The following is a 15,192-nucleotide window of genomic DNA, read 5'->3' on the forward strand; positions in this document are numbered from 1 at the left end:
GTCGTGCACGTGCGTAAGACGAGTCGTGCGTGGAGAAGCGTGATACCCGGGAGATACCCGGGACCGGTATGGGCGTGAACATGCCCGAGGTGACGGAGTGGCTCCTGTGGACATGGTGTTGACCGTCCGGAAGATGCCCCGATAACTTCATTCAACGAATTGTTGATTCCGTACAGTGGAAAACAGGAGGGTGCGGGATGGGCCAGGGTCAGCAGGAGACGGTGGCGACGAGCCTCGCGGGCGCCGTCAGCGAGCAGATCAGCGCCTCCCTCACGCCGGTCGACGCCGAGCTGGAGCGCCGCTACCCGGGCGACCCCGGCACCCGCCAGCCCGTCCACACCGTGTACGTCCCCGGTGACGTCTTCGCCGCCGACACCATCCGTTCCTGGGGCGACCGGGCGCTCGCCGCCCTCGACGAACACGCCCCGGACGCGGCCTCCTTCGCCGCCGTTCTCGGCCTGCCCGACACCCTCGCCGAGCCGGTGTACTCCCGCGTCCGCGCCAAGCTGGAGCTCGAGCCGATCGAGGACCTGCGGGTCGACTTCGAGGACGGCTACGGCCCCCGCCCGGACGCCGAGGAGGACGAGGCGGCCGCCCGCGCGGCCCGGCTGGTCGCGGGGGCGTACGAGAACGGCACGGCGGCCCCGTACATGGGCATCCGCATGAAGTGCATGGAGGCCGGGGTGCGCGACCGGGGCATCCGCACCCTCGACATCTTCCTCACCGGCCTGATGGAGGCGGGCGGACTGCCCGGCGGACTCGTCCTCACCCTGCCGAAGGTGACGTACCCCGAGCAGGTCACCGCCATGGTCCGGCTCCTCGAAGCCTTCGAGAAGGCGCGCGGGCTCGAACCCGGCAGGATCGGTTTCGAGATCCAGATCGAGACCAGCCAGTCCATCCTCGCCACCGACGGCACCGCCACCGTCGCCCGGATGATCCAGGCCGCCGAGGGCCGTGCCACCGGTCTGCACTACGGCACCTTCGACTACAGCGCCTGTCTCGGGGTCTCCGCCGCCTACCAGGCCGCCGACCACCCCGCCGCCGACCACGCCAAGGCGATCATGCAGGTCGCGGCGGCCGGCACCGGCGTACGCGTCTCGGACGGCTCCACCAACGTCCTCCCGGTCGGCCCGACCGAGCAGGTCCACGCCGCCTGGCGCCTGCACTACGGCCTCACCCGCCGCGCCCTCGCCCGCGCCTACTACCAGGGCTGGGACATGCACCCCGGCCACATCCCCACCCGCTACGCCGCCGTCTTCGCCTTCTACCGCGAGGGCTTCGAGCAGGCGGCCGCCCGCCTCGCCCGCTACGCCGACCGGACCGGCGGCGACGTCATGGACGAGCCCGCCACCGCCAGGGCTCTCAGCGGCTATCTGCTGCGCGGCCTCGACTGCGGCGCGCTCGACGACGCCGAGGTCGCCGGCCTGACCGGCCTGACCCGGGCCGACCTGGAGGGCTTCGCAACGCCGCGACGGGGCGACCCGACGGCCTCCGCGAAGTAGGGGAACCGGTCACACCGGCCGGTCACCGCAGTCCCCGGCGCCCGGCCGAAGCCGACCCACCGCACGCGCCCTGACACGCGGGCCTTCACCATCGGGATCGGAGCGGTGATCCCGGACTCGGCCATCTTGTGGCGGAGTTGACCGGGGCAGGCGTTGGACCCGACCGCGAGGACCGGCACCCGGTCCTCGCGCACCAGCCGGTCGAGCGGCAGCATCCGGTCCCCGTGGAGAAGTCCGGAGTCCGCGGGCCAGGCGCCCGGGTAGGTCAGTGGATGGTCGCGCGGTGCCTCGGCGAGGCCCAGTTCCGCCAGCGTGCGGCCCGCCATCCGCGGCTCAGTCCGCCGGCGGCAGCTCGCCCGAGCCGCGGGTGATCAGCCGGGTCGGCAGCTCGATGCGCTCCGGGGTGACCAGTGTCCCGTCCAGCTGACGGAAGAGGCGTTCGGCAGCGGTACGGCCGAGGGCGGCGGCGTCCTGGGCGACCACCGTGACACCGGGCTGGAGCAGGTCGGCGAGCTCGATGTCGTCGAAGCCGACGAGGGCGACGCGGCGGGACTGTTCGGCGAGGACGCGGATCACGGTGACCGTCACCCGGTTGTTGCCCGCGAAGACCGCGGTGACGGGGGAGGGGCCGGAGAGCATCTCCTCGGCGGCCCGGCGCACCCGCTCGGGGTCGGTGGCTCCCAGGGACATCCAGGAGTCCTCGACGGGTATCCCCGCGTCCTCCAGGGCCGCCCGGTAGCCGCGCAGACGCTCGGCCGCGGTGTGGATGCGGGGCATGTCGCCGATGAAGCCGATGCGGCGGTGGCCGTGGGCGATCAGATGGGCGACACCGGCGCGGGCACCGCCGTAGTTGTCGGACAGGACGACGTCGGCGTCGATCCTCCCGGCCGGGCGGTCCACGAACACGGTCGCGACGCCCGCCTTGATCTCCGGCTCCAGATAACGGTGGTCGTCCCCGGCCGGGATGACCACCAGGCCGTCCACGCGCCGCGCGCACAGCGCCAGTGCCAACTCCTGTTCGCGGTCCGGGTCTTCGGCGCTGGAACCGTTGATCAGCAGGGCCCCGTGGGCGCGGGCCACCTCCTCGACCGCGCGGCTGAGGGGGCCGTAGAACGGGTCGGCGAGGTCCTCCAGGACCAGGCCGATGCTCGCGGTGCGGCCCTTGCGCAGCACCCGCGCGCTGTCGTTGCGGCGGAAGCCCAGCGCGTCGATGGCCTCCTGGACGCGGCGCTCGGTGTCCGGAGTGACACCCGGTTCCCCGTTGACCACGCGCGACACCGTCTTCAGGCCGACTCCGGCTCGCGCCGCGACGTCCTTCATGGTCGGACGGTTGCCGTAGCGGGTCCCGGCTTGGCGCTCTGGGAGGCCGGCGGCGCGGCGGGTGGTCTCGGGCACGATGCGGCGTCCTGTCCTGTCGTCCACGGGGATGCGTCGGTCCATGGTCTTGTATGAGGATGTGGCGTCGAGCATAGAGCCTGGACAACGTTGTCAGATGCAGGAGACACTGTCCACCGCAATCACCGGCCTGCGCCCCCACCGCTTGACCGGGCAGCCGTTTCTCACGTTTGACGGGGAGATCTGACTCTGATGCACACCGACCTCGTGGCGGCCCTCGACATCGGCGGCACCAAGATCGCCGGCGCGCTGGTGGACGGCCACGGACGGATCCAGGTGCGCGCGCAGCGCGCGACGCCCGCGCAGGAGGACGGCGAGACCGTCGTGCGGGCGGTGGAGGAGGTGCTCGGCGAGCTCGCCGAGTCGCCGCTGTGGGGACGCGCGGGCTCCGTCGGCATCGGCAGCGCGGGCCCGGTGGACGCCTCCGCGGGCACGGTGAGCCCGGTGAACGTGCCCGGCTGGCGCGACTTCCCGCTGGTGGAGCGGGTGCGTGCGGCCACCGGCGGACTGCCGGTCGAGCTGATCGGCGACGGTGTGGCGATCACGGCCGCCGAGCACTGGCAGGGCGCCGCCCGCGGCCACGAGAACGCGCTGTGCATGGTGGTCTCGACCGGCGTCGGCGGCGGCCTGGTCCTGAACGGCCGTCTGCATCCCGGACCCACCGGCAACGCGGGCCACATCGGCCACATCAGCGTCGACCTCGACGGCGACCCGTGCCCGTGCGGTTCGCGCGGCTGCGTCGAGCGCATCGCCAGCGGCCCCAATATCGCCCGGCGTGCGCTGGAGAGCGGCTGGCGGCCCGGCCCCGACGGCGACACCTCCGCCGCGGCGGTGGCCGCCGCCGCCCGGGCCGGAGACCCGGTCGCCGTGGCCTCCTTCGAGCGTGCGGCGCAGGCGCTGGCTGCAGGAATCGCGGCCACGGCGACGCTCGTCGAGATCGACATCGCGGTGATCGGCGGGGGAGTGGGCAAGGCGGGCGAGGTCCTCTTCACGCCGCTGCGCAAGGCCCTCGCCGACTACGCGACCCTGTCCTTCGTCCGGCGCCTGACGGTGACGCCCGCTCAGATGGGCACGGACGCGGGCCTGGTGGGCGCCGCGGCGGCCGCCCTGGCCCGCAGGCCGGACGCGACGGCGGCAGGAGTCTGACGACGGACACCGGGACGGGACGCCGGGCGCGCAGGAACGTTTGACCGGGGGTGGCTGCCGCACCGGCGGTGCGGCAGCGGCTCATCGGAACTCGTGGACCACCTGGATCGTGCCGACGATGTGGGCGTTGAACTCGTCGAGTTGCTCGGCGGGCACCCACAGCTCCAGGATCGTCTCGCCGCCGGCCTGCTGGACGGGATACCGGCTCAGGAAGTCCGAGTCGACCTCGAAGCGCGTCACGAAGCCGGCGCCGTCGTGCTTGACGTTCCAGTCCCGCGCGATCCTGATCGCGTAGTCCTCGTTGAGGACCGGATAGAAGATCGGCTGCTCGGGCAGCCGGGGCGGCCAGGCGCGCCAGTCCAGCTCGCGGACCAGGTCCAGCTCCTTGGGGCCGGTGGGGCGCCAGAGGGTCGTCGTCGGTCGCGGGCTGGTCATGGGAGTCGCTCTCTGTACGGCGCCTGCCGTCGTCTCGGCGGGTCGGCAGGTCGGCAGGTCGGCGGGTCGGGAAGCCGGCAGGCCGGGAGGTCGGGATGCCGGGGGCAGACGATACCGAGCGTGCGATCACGGGTGCCACGTGGTTTCGCCGCCGACAACCGCCGCGGTGGCCTTCGTCGATCAGCGTAACCGCCGTGATCCGCGTGACTCCCGACCGCTTCCGTAGTTGATCCGGGCATGAAGAAGCGCAGCATGCTCGCCATCGCCTCCCTCGCCACCGGGTTCGTCGTGGCCGCGATCACCCCGTCCCACGGGGCGGACGACCATGTACTCGGGGTACCCGGGGATCTGAACGTCTCGGACACGCTCGGCACGGTCGACCACACCATCAGCCAGGACAGCTTCGCCATCGAGGACAACGCCCCGGGGCAGGAGTAGAACCACACACGGGAGTCGTGCGGTGCCGGGCCCCGAAGCGGGGCACCGGCACCCCGTTCGTACGCCTCGGCTGGGGCTGGTTTCCATGGCAGTGTGGAGCGGGCAAGCCACAGGGGGCCAACAGAAGAGGGGGAGTCCGTGACCGTCGTCTGGATCAACGGCGCGTTCGGTGCGGGGAAGACCACCACCGCACGGGAACTGATCGAACTGATCCCGAACAGCACGCTCTTCGACCCCGAGGTCATCGGCGGAGCGCTCACGCACCTGCTCCCGCCCAAGCGCCTCGCCGAGGTCGGCGACTTCCAGGACCTGCCGATCTGGCGACGGCTCGTGATCGACACCGCGGCAGCGATGCTCGCCGAGCTCGGCGGAACCCTCGTGGTCCCGATGACCCTGCTGCGCCAGGAGTACCGTGACGAGATGTTCGGCGGCCTCGCCGCGCGCCGCATCACCGTCCGGCACATCCTCCTCGCCCCGGCGGAAACGATCCTGCGGGAGCGAATAGCCGGGCGGGAGATCCCGCCGGACCTGTCCGACGGCGAGATGCGGGTTCGGCAGTGGTCGTTCGACCACATCGAGCCGTACCGCGCCGCCCTCGCCTCCTGGCTCACCGCCGACGCCCATCCGATCGACACCGGCGCCCTCACCCCGTACGAGACGGCCGTCCGGATCGCCGAGGCCGTCAGCGGCGGCGTGGTCGCCCCCTGCGACATCGTGCAGACCCCGGAGCCCACCGCCGAGACCCTCGCGGCGGGCGTGCTGCTCTTCGACGAACAGGACCGGGTGCTGCTCGTCGACCCCACCTACAAGGCCGGCTGGGAGTTCCCCGGCGGTGTCGTCGAGCCCGGCGAGGCCCCGGCCCGCGCGGGCATCCGCGAGGTGGCCGAAGAGACCGGGATCCGGCTGGCGGACGTCCCGCGGCTGCTGGTCGTGGACTGGGAACAGCCGGTGCCCCCCGGCTTCGGCGGGCTGCGTCTCCTCTTCGACGGCGGCCGTCTCGACTCGGCCGAGACCGGCCGGCTGCTGCTGCCGGGACCCGAGCTGCGCGACTGGCGCTTCGTCACCGAGCAGGAGGCCGCCGAACTGCTGCCGCCGGTCCGCTACGAGCGGCTGCGCTGGGCGCTGCGGGCACGTGAGCGCGGGGCCGCACTGTATCTGGAGGCAGGTGTTCCGCTCGGCTGAGACGTGGAGGACGTTCCGCCGAAGCGGTCCGCCGTGGACCGTGCATGCCCACTCCCTCGTCAGCGCGGACTCCCGTACGCGTCCGCCGCTTTCCGAAGGGCCGCCGAAGCCCCGCCCACCACGGGATCGCCGTGACCAAAACAGGCCACCTCCGCGTCAAGGCCCGCCAGCCGGTGCAAGGACGCGATGGCTCGGGCCCGGTCGAGGTTGAACACGCCCGGCACGACGGACCCGGTGACTGGTGCCGCGGCCACCGCGTCCCCCGTGAACAGCACACCGTGCTCGGGGAGTCGGAGGGCGATACTGCCGCCCGTGTGCCCCGGTGCGTGGACGACATGGGCGCCGCCGCCGAAGTCGAGGACGTCACCGTCGGACAGTTCGGTGACCCGCTCCGGGCGGACCGGGTCACCCGGGGGCAGGCGCTTCACGGCCTCGGCGTGGATCGGCAGCTCCCAGTCCTCCAGGGCCGGGGGCGGGCCGGGCACCTCACCCCTGACGACCGGCGCGTCCAGGTGGTGCGCCAGCACCTCGGCACCGCTCAGGGCGGCCAGCTCGCCGGCCCCGCCCGCGTGGTCCTCGTGGAAGTGGGTGAGCACGATCCGCCGCAGGTCCGAAGGGGCCCGCCCCAGGGCCGTGACCGCGTCGGCGATCGTCCGGCCGGAGCCGATGGTCCCGGCGTCGATCATTGTCAGCTCGTCGCCGTCGCGCCAGAGATAGGCCTGGCCGACCGGGAAGCGCAGGAGGTGGAGGCGCGGAAGCAGCTCGATGACGTCCATGCGCCGACCGTAGGGAGGGCCCCCGCCCGCGGGCGAGGGCCCTCTGCTGTGGGCAGAGCGGTTCAGCCCGCCGCGTAGTTGCGCAGGAACAGGGCCTCCGCCACGGACAGCCGCTCCAGTTCCTCCGGGGACACGCTCTCGTCGACGGCGTGGATCTGGGCCTCCGGCTCGCTCAGGCCGATGAGCAGGATCTCCGCGTCCGGGTAGAGGCCCGCGAGGGTGTTGCACAGCGGGATGGAGCCGCCCTGCCCGGCGTACTGCATCTCCTCGCCCGGGTACGCGACGGCCATCGCGTCGGCCATCGCCTGGTACGCCGGGCTGTCGGGCTCGGCGCGGAAGGCCTGGCCCTGACCGACCTGCTCGGTGCGCACCCGGGCGCCCCACGGCGTGTGCGCCTCCACGTGCGCCTGGAGCAGCTTGCTCGCCTCGGCGGCGTCGACGCCCGGCGGCACCCGCAGGCTGATCAGGGCGCGGGCGCTCGACTGCACGGAGGGGGTGGCGCCGACGACCGGCGGGCAGTCGATGCCGAGGACCGTGACGGCCGGGCGGGCCCAGATGCGGTCGGCCACCGAGCCGTCACCGATGAGCCCGACACCGTCGAGGACCTTGGCGTCCTTGCGGAACTGAGCCTCCTCGTACTCCAGCCCGTCCCAGCGGGTCTCCGGGGCGAGCCCGTCGACGGTCGTCGATCCGTCCTCGGCGCGCAGCGAGTCCAGTACGCGGATCAGCGCGGCCAGCGCGTCCGGGGCGGCACCGCCGAACTGGCCCGAGTGCAGGTTGCCCTCAAGGGTGTCGATCTGCACGCGGACCAGGGTCATGCCGCGCAGGGTGGTGGTGACGGTCGGCAGGCCGACGCGGAAGTTGCCCGCGTCGCCGATGACGATCGTGTCGGCCTGCAGCAGCTCGGGGTGCTGCTCGGCGTACCGCTCCAGGCCGCCCGTGCCCATCTCCTCCGAGCCCTCGGCGATCACCTTGACGTGCACCGGGACACCACCGTTCGCCTTGAGGGCGCGCAGCGCGAGCAGGTGCATGATCAGGCCGCCCTTGCAGTCGGCGCTCCCGCGGCCGTACCAGCGGCCGTCGCGCTCGGTCAGCTCGAAGGGCGGGGTGGTCCAGGCGGACTCGTCCAGCGGCGGCTGCACGTCGTAGTGCGCGTAGAGAAGGACGGTCTTGGCGCCCTCCGGCCCCGCCAGGTGGCCGTAGACCGACTGCGTGCCGTCCGGGGTGTCGAGCAGGGCCACGTCCTCGAAGCCCTCGGCGCGCAGCGCGTCGGCGACCCAGTTCGCGGCGCCCTCGCTCTCGCTCCGGGGGAACTGGTCGAAGTCCGCGACCGACTTGAAGGCCACCAGTTCGGTGAGCTCCGCCTTCGCCCTGGGCATCAGGGCGGCGACGGTCTCGGCGAGCGGATTCGACGACATGGGCACGCTCCTTGTGGGTGCGACGTTGTACCTGTGAGTGCCCCGATCCTGCCACAGTGGCCTGCGGCGACGTCCGCCGTAGGATGCGGGGGACATGGGGTCCCCCCGGCTCGGGCGAAGCCGAGAGCCTGGGGGAGCGGCAGACGGCTTGATCGGAGCGGCAGACCATCGTGAGCGGCGAGAACTCTTCGGCGGACGACGTGCAGCAGGTGTGGGACGTCGTCGTGGTGGGCGCGGGACCCGCGGGCGCCTCGGCCGCCTACGCGGCGGCGGTCACGGGACGGCGTGTGCTGTTGCTGGAGAAGGCCGAGCTGCCCCGCTACAAGACCTGCGGCGGGGGCATCATCGGTCCCTCGCGCGACGCGCTGCCGCCCGGCTTCGAGCTGCCCTTCCGGGACCGGGTGCACGCGGTCACCTTCTCCAACAACGGGCGCTTCACCCGTACCCGCCGTTCCAGGCAGATGCTGTTCGGGCTGATCAACCGCCCCGAGTTCGACCAGCAGCTGGTCGAGCACGCGCAGAAGGCGGGCGCCGAGCTGCGTACGGGCGTCACCGTGTCGCGGGTCGAGCAGCACGGCTCGGCGGTGCCGGACCGGCGCACGGTCGCCGTCGTACTGCAGGGCGGCGAGACGCTGCTGGCCCGAGCGGTGGTGGGCGCCGACGGAAGCGCCAGCCGCATAGGAGCGCACGTCGGGGTGAAGCTGGACCAGGTCGACCTCGGCCTGGAGGCGGAGATCCCGGTGCCGGAGACGGTCGCCGAGGACTGGAAGGGGCGGGTCCTCATCGACTGGGGTCCGATGCCCGGCAGTTACGGCTGGGTCTTCCCCAAGGGGGACACGCTCACGGTCGGCGTGATCTCGGCGCGCGGCGAAGGCGCCGCCACCAAGCGGTACTTGGAGGACTTCATCGCCCGGCTCGGCCTCGCCGGCTTCGAACCGGCCATCTCCTCCGGACACTTGACCCGCTGCCGGGCCGACGACTCGCCGCTGTCGCGCGGCCGGGTGCTGGTGTGCGGCGACGCGGCCGGCCTGCTTGAGCCGTGGACCCGCGAGGGCATCTCCTTCGCGCTCCGCTCGGGACGGCTCGCGGGGGAGTGGGCGGTCCGGATCGCCGAGGCGCACGACGCCGTGGACACCCGCCGTCAGGCGCTGAACTACGCGTTCGCGATCAAGGCGGGGCTGGGTGTCGAGATGAGTGTCGGCAAGCGGATGCTGACGGCGTTCGAGCGCCGGCCCGGCCTGTTCCACGCGGCCCTCACCGGCTTCCGCCCTGCCTGGAGGGCCTTCAAGGACATCACGCAGGGCTCGACGTCCCTGGGCGAACTCGTCCGCTCCCACCCCATGGCCCAGCGCGCCCTGACCGCGCTGGACCGGCGACCGCCCGCCGCCGCGGAGGACGCGGTCAGCTCTTGACGGTGATCCTGAAGACGGGGTGGTCGGGGGCGATCCGGCGCATCTCGTCGTCGGGGGAGTCGGGGCCGACCCCGTCGAAGAAGATCCCGACCTCGGCCTTCCAGCGCTTGAGGTAGGCGCGCAGGAGCGGGACCTTGTCCTCGTCGGTGACCTCGGTCGCGGTGAACACGTCCACGTTCTTGCCCAGACGCAGCTCGCCGCCGCCGGCCGCGCGCATGTTGTGCGTCCACTGGACGTGGCCGCGCGGGGCGAGCAGGTACTGCTGTCCGTCCACGGTCAGCAGGTTCACGGGGGTGGTCCGCCACTCGCCGCTCTTGCGGCCGCGGACCGCCAGGACCCGGGAGCCCCACACGCTGATGCCACGACGGGTCAGCCATGCGACGAAGCGGTTGAAGACATTGACGGTGAACCAGCCGGGCTTCTTGACGTGCGTGGACATGGTGACCCCCTGGGTACGGGAGAGCGGCTGCTCTCGCAGTTCGGAGAGCGGTGCTCTCGCTTGAGAGGAGTCTGCACGAGATCGGCGCTCCAAAGCAAGAGCGGTGCTCTCTTTTGTGTGCACTGATCTCGCTCCGTGGCAGACTGGTTCCCATGAGCACCGCACAGGGCGCCCGCGCGCGAGCCAGGATCGAAGTCACCGCGGCCATCAAGGACGAGGCGCGCAGACAGCTGGCGGCCGAGGGTGCCGCCAAGCTCTCGCTGCGGGCGGTGGCCCGCGAGCTCGGCATGGTCTCCTCCGCGCTGTACCGCTACTTCCCCAGCCGCGACGACCTGCTGACCGCGCTCATCATCGACGCCTACGACTCCCTCGGTGAGGCGGCGGAGGCCGCGGAGGCCGGCGGCACCGCCCCCGCCCGGCGCTGGGTCGCCGTGTGCGAGGCCGTGCGCGACTGGGCACTCGCGCATCCGCACGAGTACGCGCTGATCTACGGCTCGCCGGTGCCGGGCTACTCGGCGCCCGAGACGACCATCCCTCCCGCGGCCCGGGTGGGGGTCCTGCTCATCGGCATCGTCCGCGACGCACACCAGCGGCGCGGTGTGGCCCGTACCCCGCTGCTCGCGGAGCTGGAGCCCGAGGCCCGCCGTATGGCCGCGGACCTGGCCCCCGACCTCCCGCCCGAGGTGGTCGTGGCCCTCGTCGCGGCCTGGGCGCAGCTTTACGGCCTCGTCGGGTTCGAGCTGTTCGGGCAGTTCAACAGAGTGGTGGAGGACCGCGAGGCGTTCTTCCGGCAAGCGGCCGCCCGGCTCGCCCATGGGGTGGGTCTGGTCCTTCCCTAGGGCACCCCTAGGACCTGGAGGGCGCGTCCGGGCCCTCGTGTCCGGGGATCAGGACGACCTTGCCCGCGACCGTGCCGGACTCGGCCAGCCGCATGGCCTCGGCGACCTGGGTGAGCGGGAGCCGGGCGGCGATCCGGGCGGTGACCTCGCCGCGCTGGAGGGCGCGGAACACCTCGGTCAGGTCGGCGCTCAGCCGGGCCCGGAAGCGGTCCTTGTTCAGGGCGCGGCCCGCCCAGACGTTGAAGAAGTACGCGTGGCGGCCGTTGGGCAGCGCGTTCCACAGCCACACCCGGCCGAGGATCTTCAGGACGGGCCACTGCTTGGAGCCCGTGTCGTCCCGGGTCGCGGCGCTGCCGTAGGAGACGAGCGTGCCGCCGGGCGCGAGCAGCCGCCAGGAGTCGATCACGCTGCGGCCTCCGACGTGGTCGAAGACCGCGTCGACCCCGCCGGGGGCGAGTTCGCGGACCCGGGCCGGGACGTCCTCCGTGCGGTAGTCGACGGGAGTCACGCCCAGCCGGCGCAGCGCGTCGTGATGGCGGGCCGACGCCGTGCCGATCACCTTGAGGCCGGCCGCCCGCGCGAGCTGGACGAGGACGGTGCCGACACCGCCGTTGGCCCCGTGGACGAGGATCGTCCCGCCGCTGCGCACGCGGGCCCTGCGGTGGAGCATCTGCCAAGCGGTGATGCCGTTGACGACCAGGGTCTCCGCCTCCGCCGCGCCGACGCCCTCGGGCACCTCCACCGCGTCGGCCGCGTCGAGCACCACGTGGCTGGCCCAGCCGCCGACCTTCACCAGTGCCGCCACCCGCTTGCCGACGAGGCCGGGCGCGACACCGGGACCGGCCGTGAGCACCGTGCCGACCAGGTCGTAACCCGGTACGAACGGGAACGGCGGCTGGTCGTAGTACCGCCCGCGGCGCATCTGCTGCTCCGCGAAGGAGACCCCGGTGGCCTCCATCCGGACCACGATCTGCCCGGCGCCCGCGGCCGGTATGTCCCCTCGCCGGAACTGGAGCTCCTCCGGTTCGACCGTTCCCGGCAGGACGACCTCGACGAGTTCCGTGCTTTCCATGACGACCTCCGTGTAGAGCTACTCGTTTGCGTTAGAAGCTATAACTAACATGACGGTCAATAGCGTGAGTGTCAAGCTCTCGCGAGAATGTCCGTTATTGGCTATCGCTGTGGTGATAGGTTGAAACGAACCGGACGAAGAGGAGCGTGGAGGCGATGACGGCAGGCGCGGAGAGCCCCCGTGAGCGGTACCGCAGCCAGGTGCGTGCGGAGATCAAGGAGCGGGCCCGGGAACAGATCGCAACGGCAGGCGCGTCGGGGCTCTCCCTCAACGCCATCGCCAAGGAGCTGGGGATGAGCGGCCCGGCGCTCTACCGGTACTTCGGCGGCCGGGACGACCTGATCACCGAGCTGATCCGCGACGCCTACCGCAGCCTGGCGGACACCTTCCGCGCCACCGCCGACTCGGGCGACGGGCTGCCCGGTCTCGCGCACGCCCTGCGCCGCTGGGCGCTCGCGGACCCTCAGCGGTATTTCCTGGTCTACGGCACGCCGGTGCCCGGCTACCACGCGCCGGACGACATCACCGCGATCGCCCAGGAGATCATGTCCGCGCTGCTCGACGTCTGCGCGGCCGCGGGGTCCGGGGCACCCGGCGCCGACGGGTTCGACGCCCACCTCGCGGAACACCGGCAGTGGGCGGGGGAACACCCGGCCCCGCCCGCGGTCCTGCACCGGGCGCTGGTGTTCTGGACCAGGCTGCACGGGCTGCTGTCACTGGAGCTCGCGGGCCATTTCAACGGCATGGGGTTCGACCCCGAGCTGCTGTTCGCCGCCGAGGTGGACGAGCTGGCGGGCGGGCGCTGATCACGCCCGCGGGTGTACTCCCCGGGGAGTACGTGTGATCACCTCGCCCGGCTGACGTCCTCCCGGACGGCCGACGTCTAGCGTGGCGGCATGGGAGAGCAGCGCGTGCGCGGGCACGGACCGCCCCAGTGGTGGCGGTACGGTCCCCCGTGGTGGAACCGTCCGGACGGCGACGCCGAGCCCGGCCGCGCCCGCCTGCCGTGGCGCTCCACCGTTCTGCTCACGGCGTTCGTGCTGGCCGGCTCGCACTTCGCCGCGCACGGGCAGTACCACCGCGAGCAACTCGACGGCTACGCGCGCGTGCTGCTGCTCGTGGCCTCGGGACTGCTGCTGTGGCGGCAGCGGTATCCGGCGTTCGTGGCGTACGGCACGGCGACCGCCGCCCTGGTGTACCTGGGCGCGGGCTATCCGTACGGACCGGTGTTCCTGACCGTCGCCGTGAGCTGCTTCAGCGCCGTCGTCGCGGGTCACCGCCGGGCCGCCTGGGGCGCCATCGGGATGCTCTGGGCGGGGCACCTGCTGGTAGCGCTCTGGCTCTATCGCTGGCTTCCGCCGCCGGGCGACGGGGGCGCGAACATCAACCAGGAGATCGTCATCGCGACCTGGGGTGTGGCCGTCGTGGCGGTGTCCGAACTGGCCCGCGTGCGACGGGAGCAGTGGGCCCGGGAGCGTGCCGACCGCGCCCTGGCGGCCCGCCGGCGCGCGGACGAGGAGCGGCTGCGGATCGCCCGCGAGCTGCACGACGTCCTGGCGCACAGCATCTCCGTCATCAACGTGCAGGCGGGCGTCGGGCTCGCGCTCCTCGACACCGACCCGGAGCAGGCGCGTGCGGCGCTCACCACCATCAAGGCCGCCAGCAAGGAGGCGCTCGGGGAGGTGCGCCAGGTCCTGGACACCCTGCGTGCCCCCGGCGCCGCACCGCGCGCCCCCGCGCCCGGCCTGGACCGGCTGTCTGAACTGGTGGAACAGGCGGCGGACGCGGGCCTCACGGTAGACGTCGAGGGCGAGCCGCCGAGCCTCCCGCCGGGCGCCGACCTCGCGGCCTTCCGCATCGTCCAGGAGGCCCTCACCAACGTCGTACGCCATTCGGGCTCGCGGCACGCGCGCGTGTGCTTCGAGGGATGCAATGACGACGCCGCCTGCGGCGGTGCGCTGCGCCTGCGGATCGACGACGACGGACCCGCGACCGGCGCGGACGCGGGCGGCAGCGGGAACGGGCTGGCGGGAATGCGGGAACGGGCCGCCGCGCTGGGTGGCACGATCGAGGCGGGCCCGCGCCCCGACGGGGGCTTCCGGGTGCTCGCCGTACTGCCCTTGAAGTCGAAGGCGAAGGCCAAGGAGGACGACCGGTGATCCGTGTACTGCTCGCCGACGACCAGTCGCTGGTGCGGGCCGGTTTCAAGGCGCTGCTGGACGCGCAGCCGGACATCGAGGTGGCAGGGGAAGCCGCCGACGGCGAGGAGGCCCTGCGCGAGGTGCGCGAACTGCAACCCGACGTCGTCCTGATGGACATCCGCATGCCCCTCCTCGACGGCCTGTCCGCCACCCGCCGCATCACCGGTTCGGCGGAGCTGAAGGACGTGAAGGTGGTCATGCTCACCACGTTCGAACTCGACGAGTACGTCTTCGAGGCGATCCGCTCGGGTGCCTCCGGCTTCCTGGTGAAGGACACCGAGCCCGACGAACTCCTGCGCGCGGTACGGGCGGTGGTCGAAGGCGACGCGCTGCTGTCGCCCGGCGTGACCCGCCGCCTGATCGCCGAGTTCGCCGCCCGTTCCAAGGAGCCCGCGGCCGCCGACGCCCTCGCCCGGCTCACCGAGCGGGAGAGGGAGGTGATGGCCCTGGTCGGCATCGGTCTGTCCAACGAGGAGATCGCCCGCCGCCTGGTCGTCAGCCCGCTCACCGCGAAGACCCACGTGAGCCGCACGATGGTGAAGCTCGGCGCCAGGGACCGGGCCCAACTCGTGGTGCTGGCCTACGAGTCGGGGCTGGTGCGGCCCGGCTGGCTGGGCTGAGGCCCCCGGCGGAAGCGGACCAGCACGCTCACGACCCGCGCGGCGAAGACCACGGCCGCCAGAACCAGGCCGGAGCGAAGCAGCAGCGCGGACAGCAGGAACGGCAGATCGAAGAGCAACGCCGGTCCGGCAACGGCCCCGAACACCACCGCCGCGGCGAACGCCGCGCTCACCAGCGCGTACCCGAACTCGACCGTCACCGCGTCCTGTTCGGCCTTGTTGCGTCGTCCCCCGTACCCGTTCACCCGCTCAGTCTCACAGCTGCGCGCCCGGCGGGGCAAGCGAAACCCCGCCGGGCGCACACGGAGGCGTCCCCT

The 15,192-nt window shown here is 72.6% G+C and carries 16 protein-coding genes and 1 pseudogene; 9 read left to right on the plus strand and 8 right to left on the minus strand.

Annotated elements, in window-relative coordinates:
• The first annotated feature begins 197 nt into the window (after positions 1-197).
• On the plus strand, positions 198-1,502 hold the full coding sequence (locus tag ACIPSA_RS44190; protein ID WP_402646042.1) for a DUF6986 family protein: 1,305 nt from the start codon (positions 198-200) through the stop codon (positions 1,500-1,502).
• Positions 1,503-1,570: 68 nt separating this feature from the next.
• Here the strand turns inward: ACIPSA_RS44190 and ACIPSA_RS44195 are convergent.
• Both ACIPSA_RS44195 and ACIPSA_RS44200 read right to left on the minus strand, forming a co-directional pair.
• Positions 1,571-1,828: pseudogene (locus ACIPSA_RS44195) on the minus strand (hypothetical protein); the annotation flags it as partial.
• Positions 1,829-1,835: 7 nt separating this feature from the next.
• Positions 1,836-2,942, minus strand: a complete 1,107-nt coding sequence (locus tag ACIPSA_RS44200) for a LacI family DNA-binding transcriptional regulator (protein ID WP_402646045.1) — start codon at positions 2,940-2,942, stop codon at positions 1,836-1,838.
• A 147-nt stretch (positions 2,943-3,089) separates the two neighbouring features.
• Here ACIPSA_RS44200 and ACIPSA_RS44205 point away from each other — a divergent pair, with 147 nt between their 5' ends.
• Entirely contained in the window at positions 3,090-4,043 is a 954-nt protein-coding gene (locus ACIPSA_RS44205; protein WP_402646048.1) for an ROK family protein, read from the plus strand.
• Positions 4,044-4,124: 81 nt separating this feature from the next.
• On the opposite strand, the gene ACIPSA_RS44210 is transcribed toward ACIPSA_RS44205, so the two are convergent.
• Positions 4,125-4,478: a hypothetical protein gene (locus ACIPSA_RS44210; RefSeq protein WP_402646050.1), complete on the minus strand. Its 354-nt coding sequence runs from the start codon at positions 4,476-4,478 to the stop codon at positions 4,125-4,127.
• 237 nt (positions 4,479-4,715) lie between these two features.
• Here ACIPSA_RS44210 and ACIPSA_RS44215 point away from each other — a divergent pair, with 237 nt between their 5' ends.
• Together ACIPSA_RS44215 and ACIPSA_RS44220 are read left to right on the plus strand one after the other, a co-directional pair.
• Complete coding sequence (locus tag ACIPSA_RS44215; protein WP_402646052.1) at positions 4,716-4,916, plus strand: hypothetical protein; 201 nt, start codon at positions 4,716-4,718, stop codon at positions 4,914-4,916.
• A 138-nt stretch (positions 4,917-5,054) separates the two neighbouring features.
• Complete coding sequence (locus ACIPSA_RS44220; RefSeq protein ID WP_402646055.1) at positions 5,055-6,098, plus strand: NUDIX domain-containing protein; 1,044 nt, start codon at positions 5,055-5,057, stop codon at positions 6,096-6,098.
• Between the two features lie 59 nt (positions 6,099-6,157).
• On the opposite strand, the gene ACIPSA_RS44225 is transcribed toward ACIPSA_RS44220, so the two are convergent.
• Complete coding sequence (locus ACIPSA_RS44225) at positions 6,158-6,874, minus strand: MBL fold metallo-hydrolase (RefSeq protein WP_402646056.1); 717 nt, start codon at positions 6,872-6,874, stop codon at positions 6,158-6,160.
• Between the two features lie 62 nt (positions 6,875-6,936).
• Positions 6,937-8,292 carry a dipeptidase gene (locus tag ACIPSA_RS44230; RefSeq protein WP_402646058.1) on the minus strand — a complete coding sequence of 452 codons (1,356 nt, stop codon included), beginning with the start codon at positions 8,290-8,292 and terminating at the stop codon, positions 6,937-6,939.
• A 170-nt stretch (positions 8,293-8,462) separates the two neighbouring features.
• On the opposite strand from ACIPSA_RS44230, the gene ACIPSA_RS44235 reads away from it, so the two are divergent.
• Positions 8,463-9,704 carry a geranylgeranyl reductase family protein gene (locus tag ACIPSA_RS44235; protein ID WP_402646060.1) on the plus strand — a complete coding sequence of 414 codons (1,242 nt, stop codon included), beginning with the start codon at positions 8,463-8,465 and terminating at the stop codon, positions 9,702-9,704.
• Here ACIPSA_RS44235 and ACIPSA_RS44240 read toward each other — a convergent pair.
• Positions 9,694-10,143 (minus strand): nitroreductase family deazaflavin-dependent oxidoreductase, encoded by a 450-nt coding sequence (locus ACIPSA_RS44240; RefSeq protein ID WP_402646063.1) that lies wholly within the window; start codon positions 10,141-10,143, stop codon positions 9,694-9,696. The genes ACIPSA_RS44235 and ACIPSA_RS44240 overlap by 11 nt on opposite strands.
• 152 nt (positions 10,144-10,295) lie before the next feature.
• Between ACIPSA_RS44240 and ACIPSA_RS44245 the strand changes: the two genes are divergently transcribed.
• Positions 10,296-10,982 carry a TetR/AcrR family transcriptional regulator gene (locus ACIPSA_RS44245; RefSeq protein ID WP_402646065.1) on the plus strand — a complete coding sequence of 229 codons (687 nt, stop codon included), beginning with the start codon at positions 10,296-10,298 and terminating at the stop codon, positions 10,980-10,982.
• Between the two features lie 7 nt (positions 10,983-10,989).
• On the opposite strand, the gene ACIPSA_RS44250 is transcribed toward ACIPSA_RS44245, so the two are convergent.
• Entirely contained in the window at positions 10,990-12,054 is a 1,065-nt protein-coding gene (locus tag ACIPSA_RS44250; RefSeq protein ID WP_402646068.1) for a medium chain dehydrogenase/reductase family protein, read from the minus strand.
• Between the two features lie 155 nt (positions 12,055-12,209).
• On the opposite strand from ACIPSA_RS44250, the gene ACIPSA_RS44255 reads away from it, so the two are divergent.
• The 3 genes from ACIPSA_RS44255 (at position 12,210) to ACIPSA_RS44265 (ending at position 14,875) form a co-directional block, all read left to right on the plus strand.
• A complete protein-coding gene (locus tag ACIPSA_RS44255; RefSeq protein WP_402646071.1) occupies positions 12,210-12,860 on the plus strand; it encodes a TetR/AcrR family transcriptional regulator in 651 nt (216 codons plus the stop codon).
• A gap of 90 nt (positions 12,861-12,950) precedes the next feature.
• Positions 12,951-14,213: a sensor histidine kinase gene (locus ACIPSA_RS44260; protein ID WP_402646074.1), complete on the plus strand. Its 1,263-nt coding sequence runs from the start codon at positions 12,951-12,953 to the stop codon at positions 14,211-14,213.
• A complete protein-coding gene (locus ACIPSA_RS44265) occupies positions 14,210-14,875 on the plus strand; it encodes a response regulator (protein WP_402646077.1) in 666 nt (221 codons plus the stop codon). The genes ACIPSA_RS44260 and ACIPSA_RS44265 overlap by 4 nt, the downstream gene beginning before the upstream one ends.
• On the opposite strand, the gene ACIPSA_RS44270 is transcribed toward ACIPSA_RS44265, so the two are convergent.
• Entirely contained in the window at positions 14,836-15,120 is a 285-nt protein-coding gene (locus ACIPSA_RS44270; protein ID WP_402646080.1) for a DUF6332 family protein, read from the minus strand. The two genes, ACIPSA_RS44265 and ACIPSA_RS44270, sit on opposite strands and share 40 nt — an antisense overlap.
• Positions 15,121-15,192: the final 72 nt, after the last annotated feature.

It is taken from the genome of Streptomyces sp. NPDC086549 (assembly GCF_044746205.1).
GTDB lineage: Bacteria > Actinomycetota > Actinomycetes > Streptomycetales > Streptomycetaceae > Streptomyces.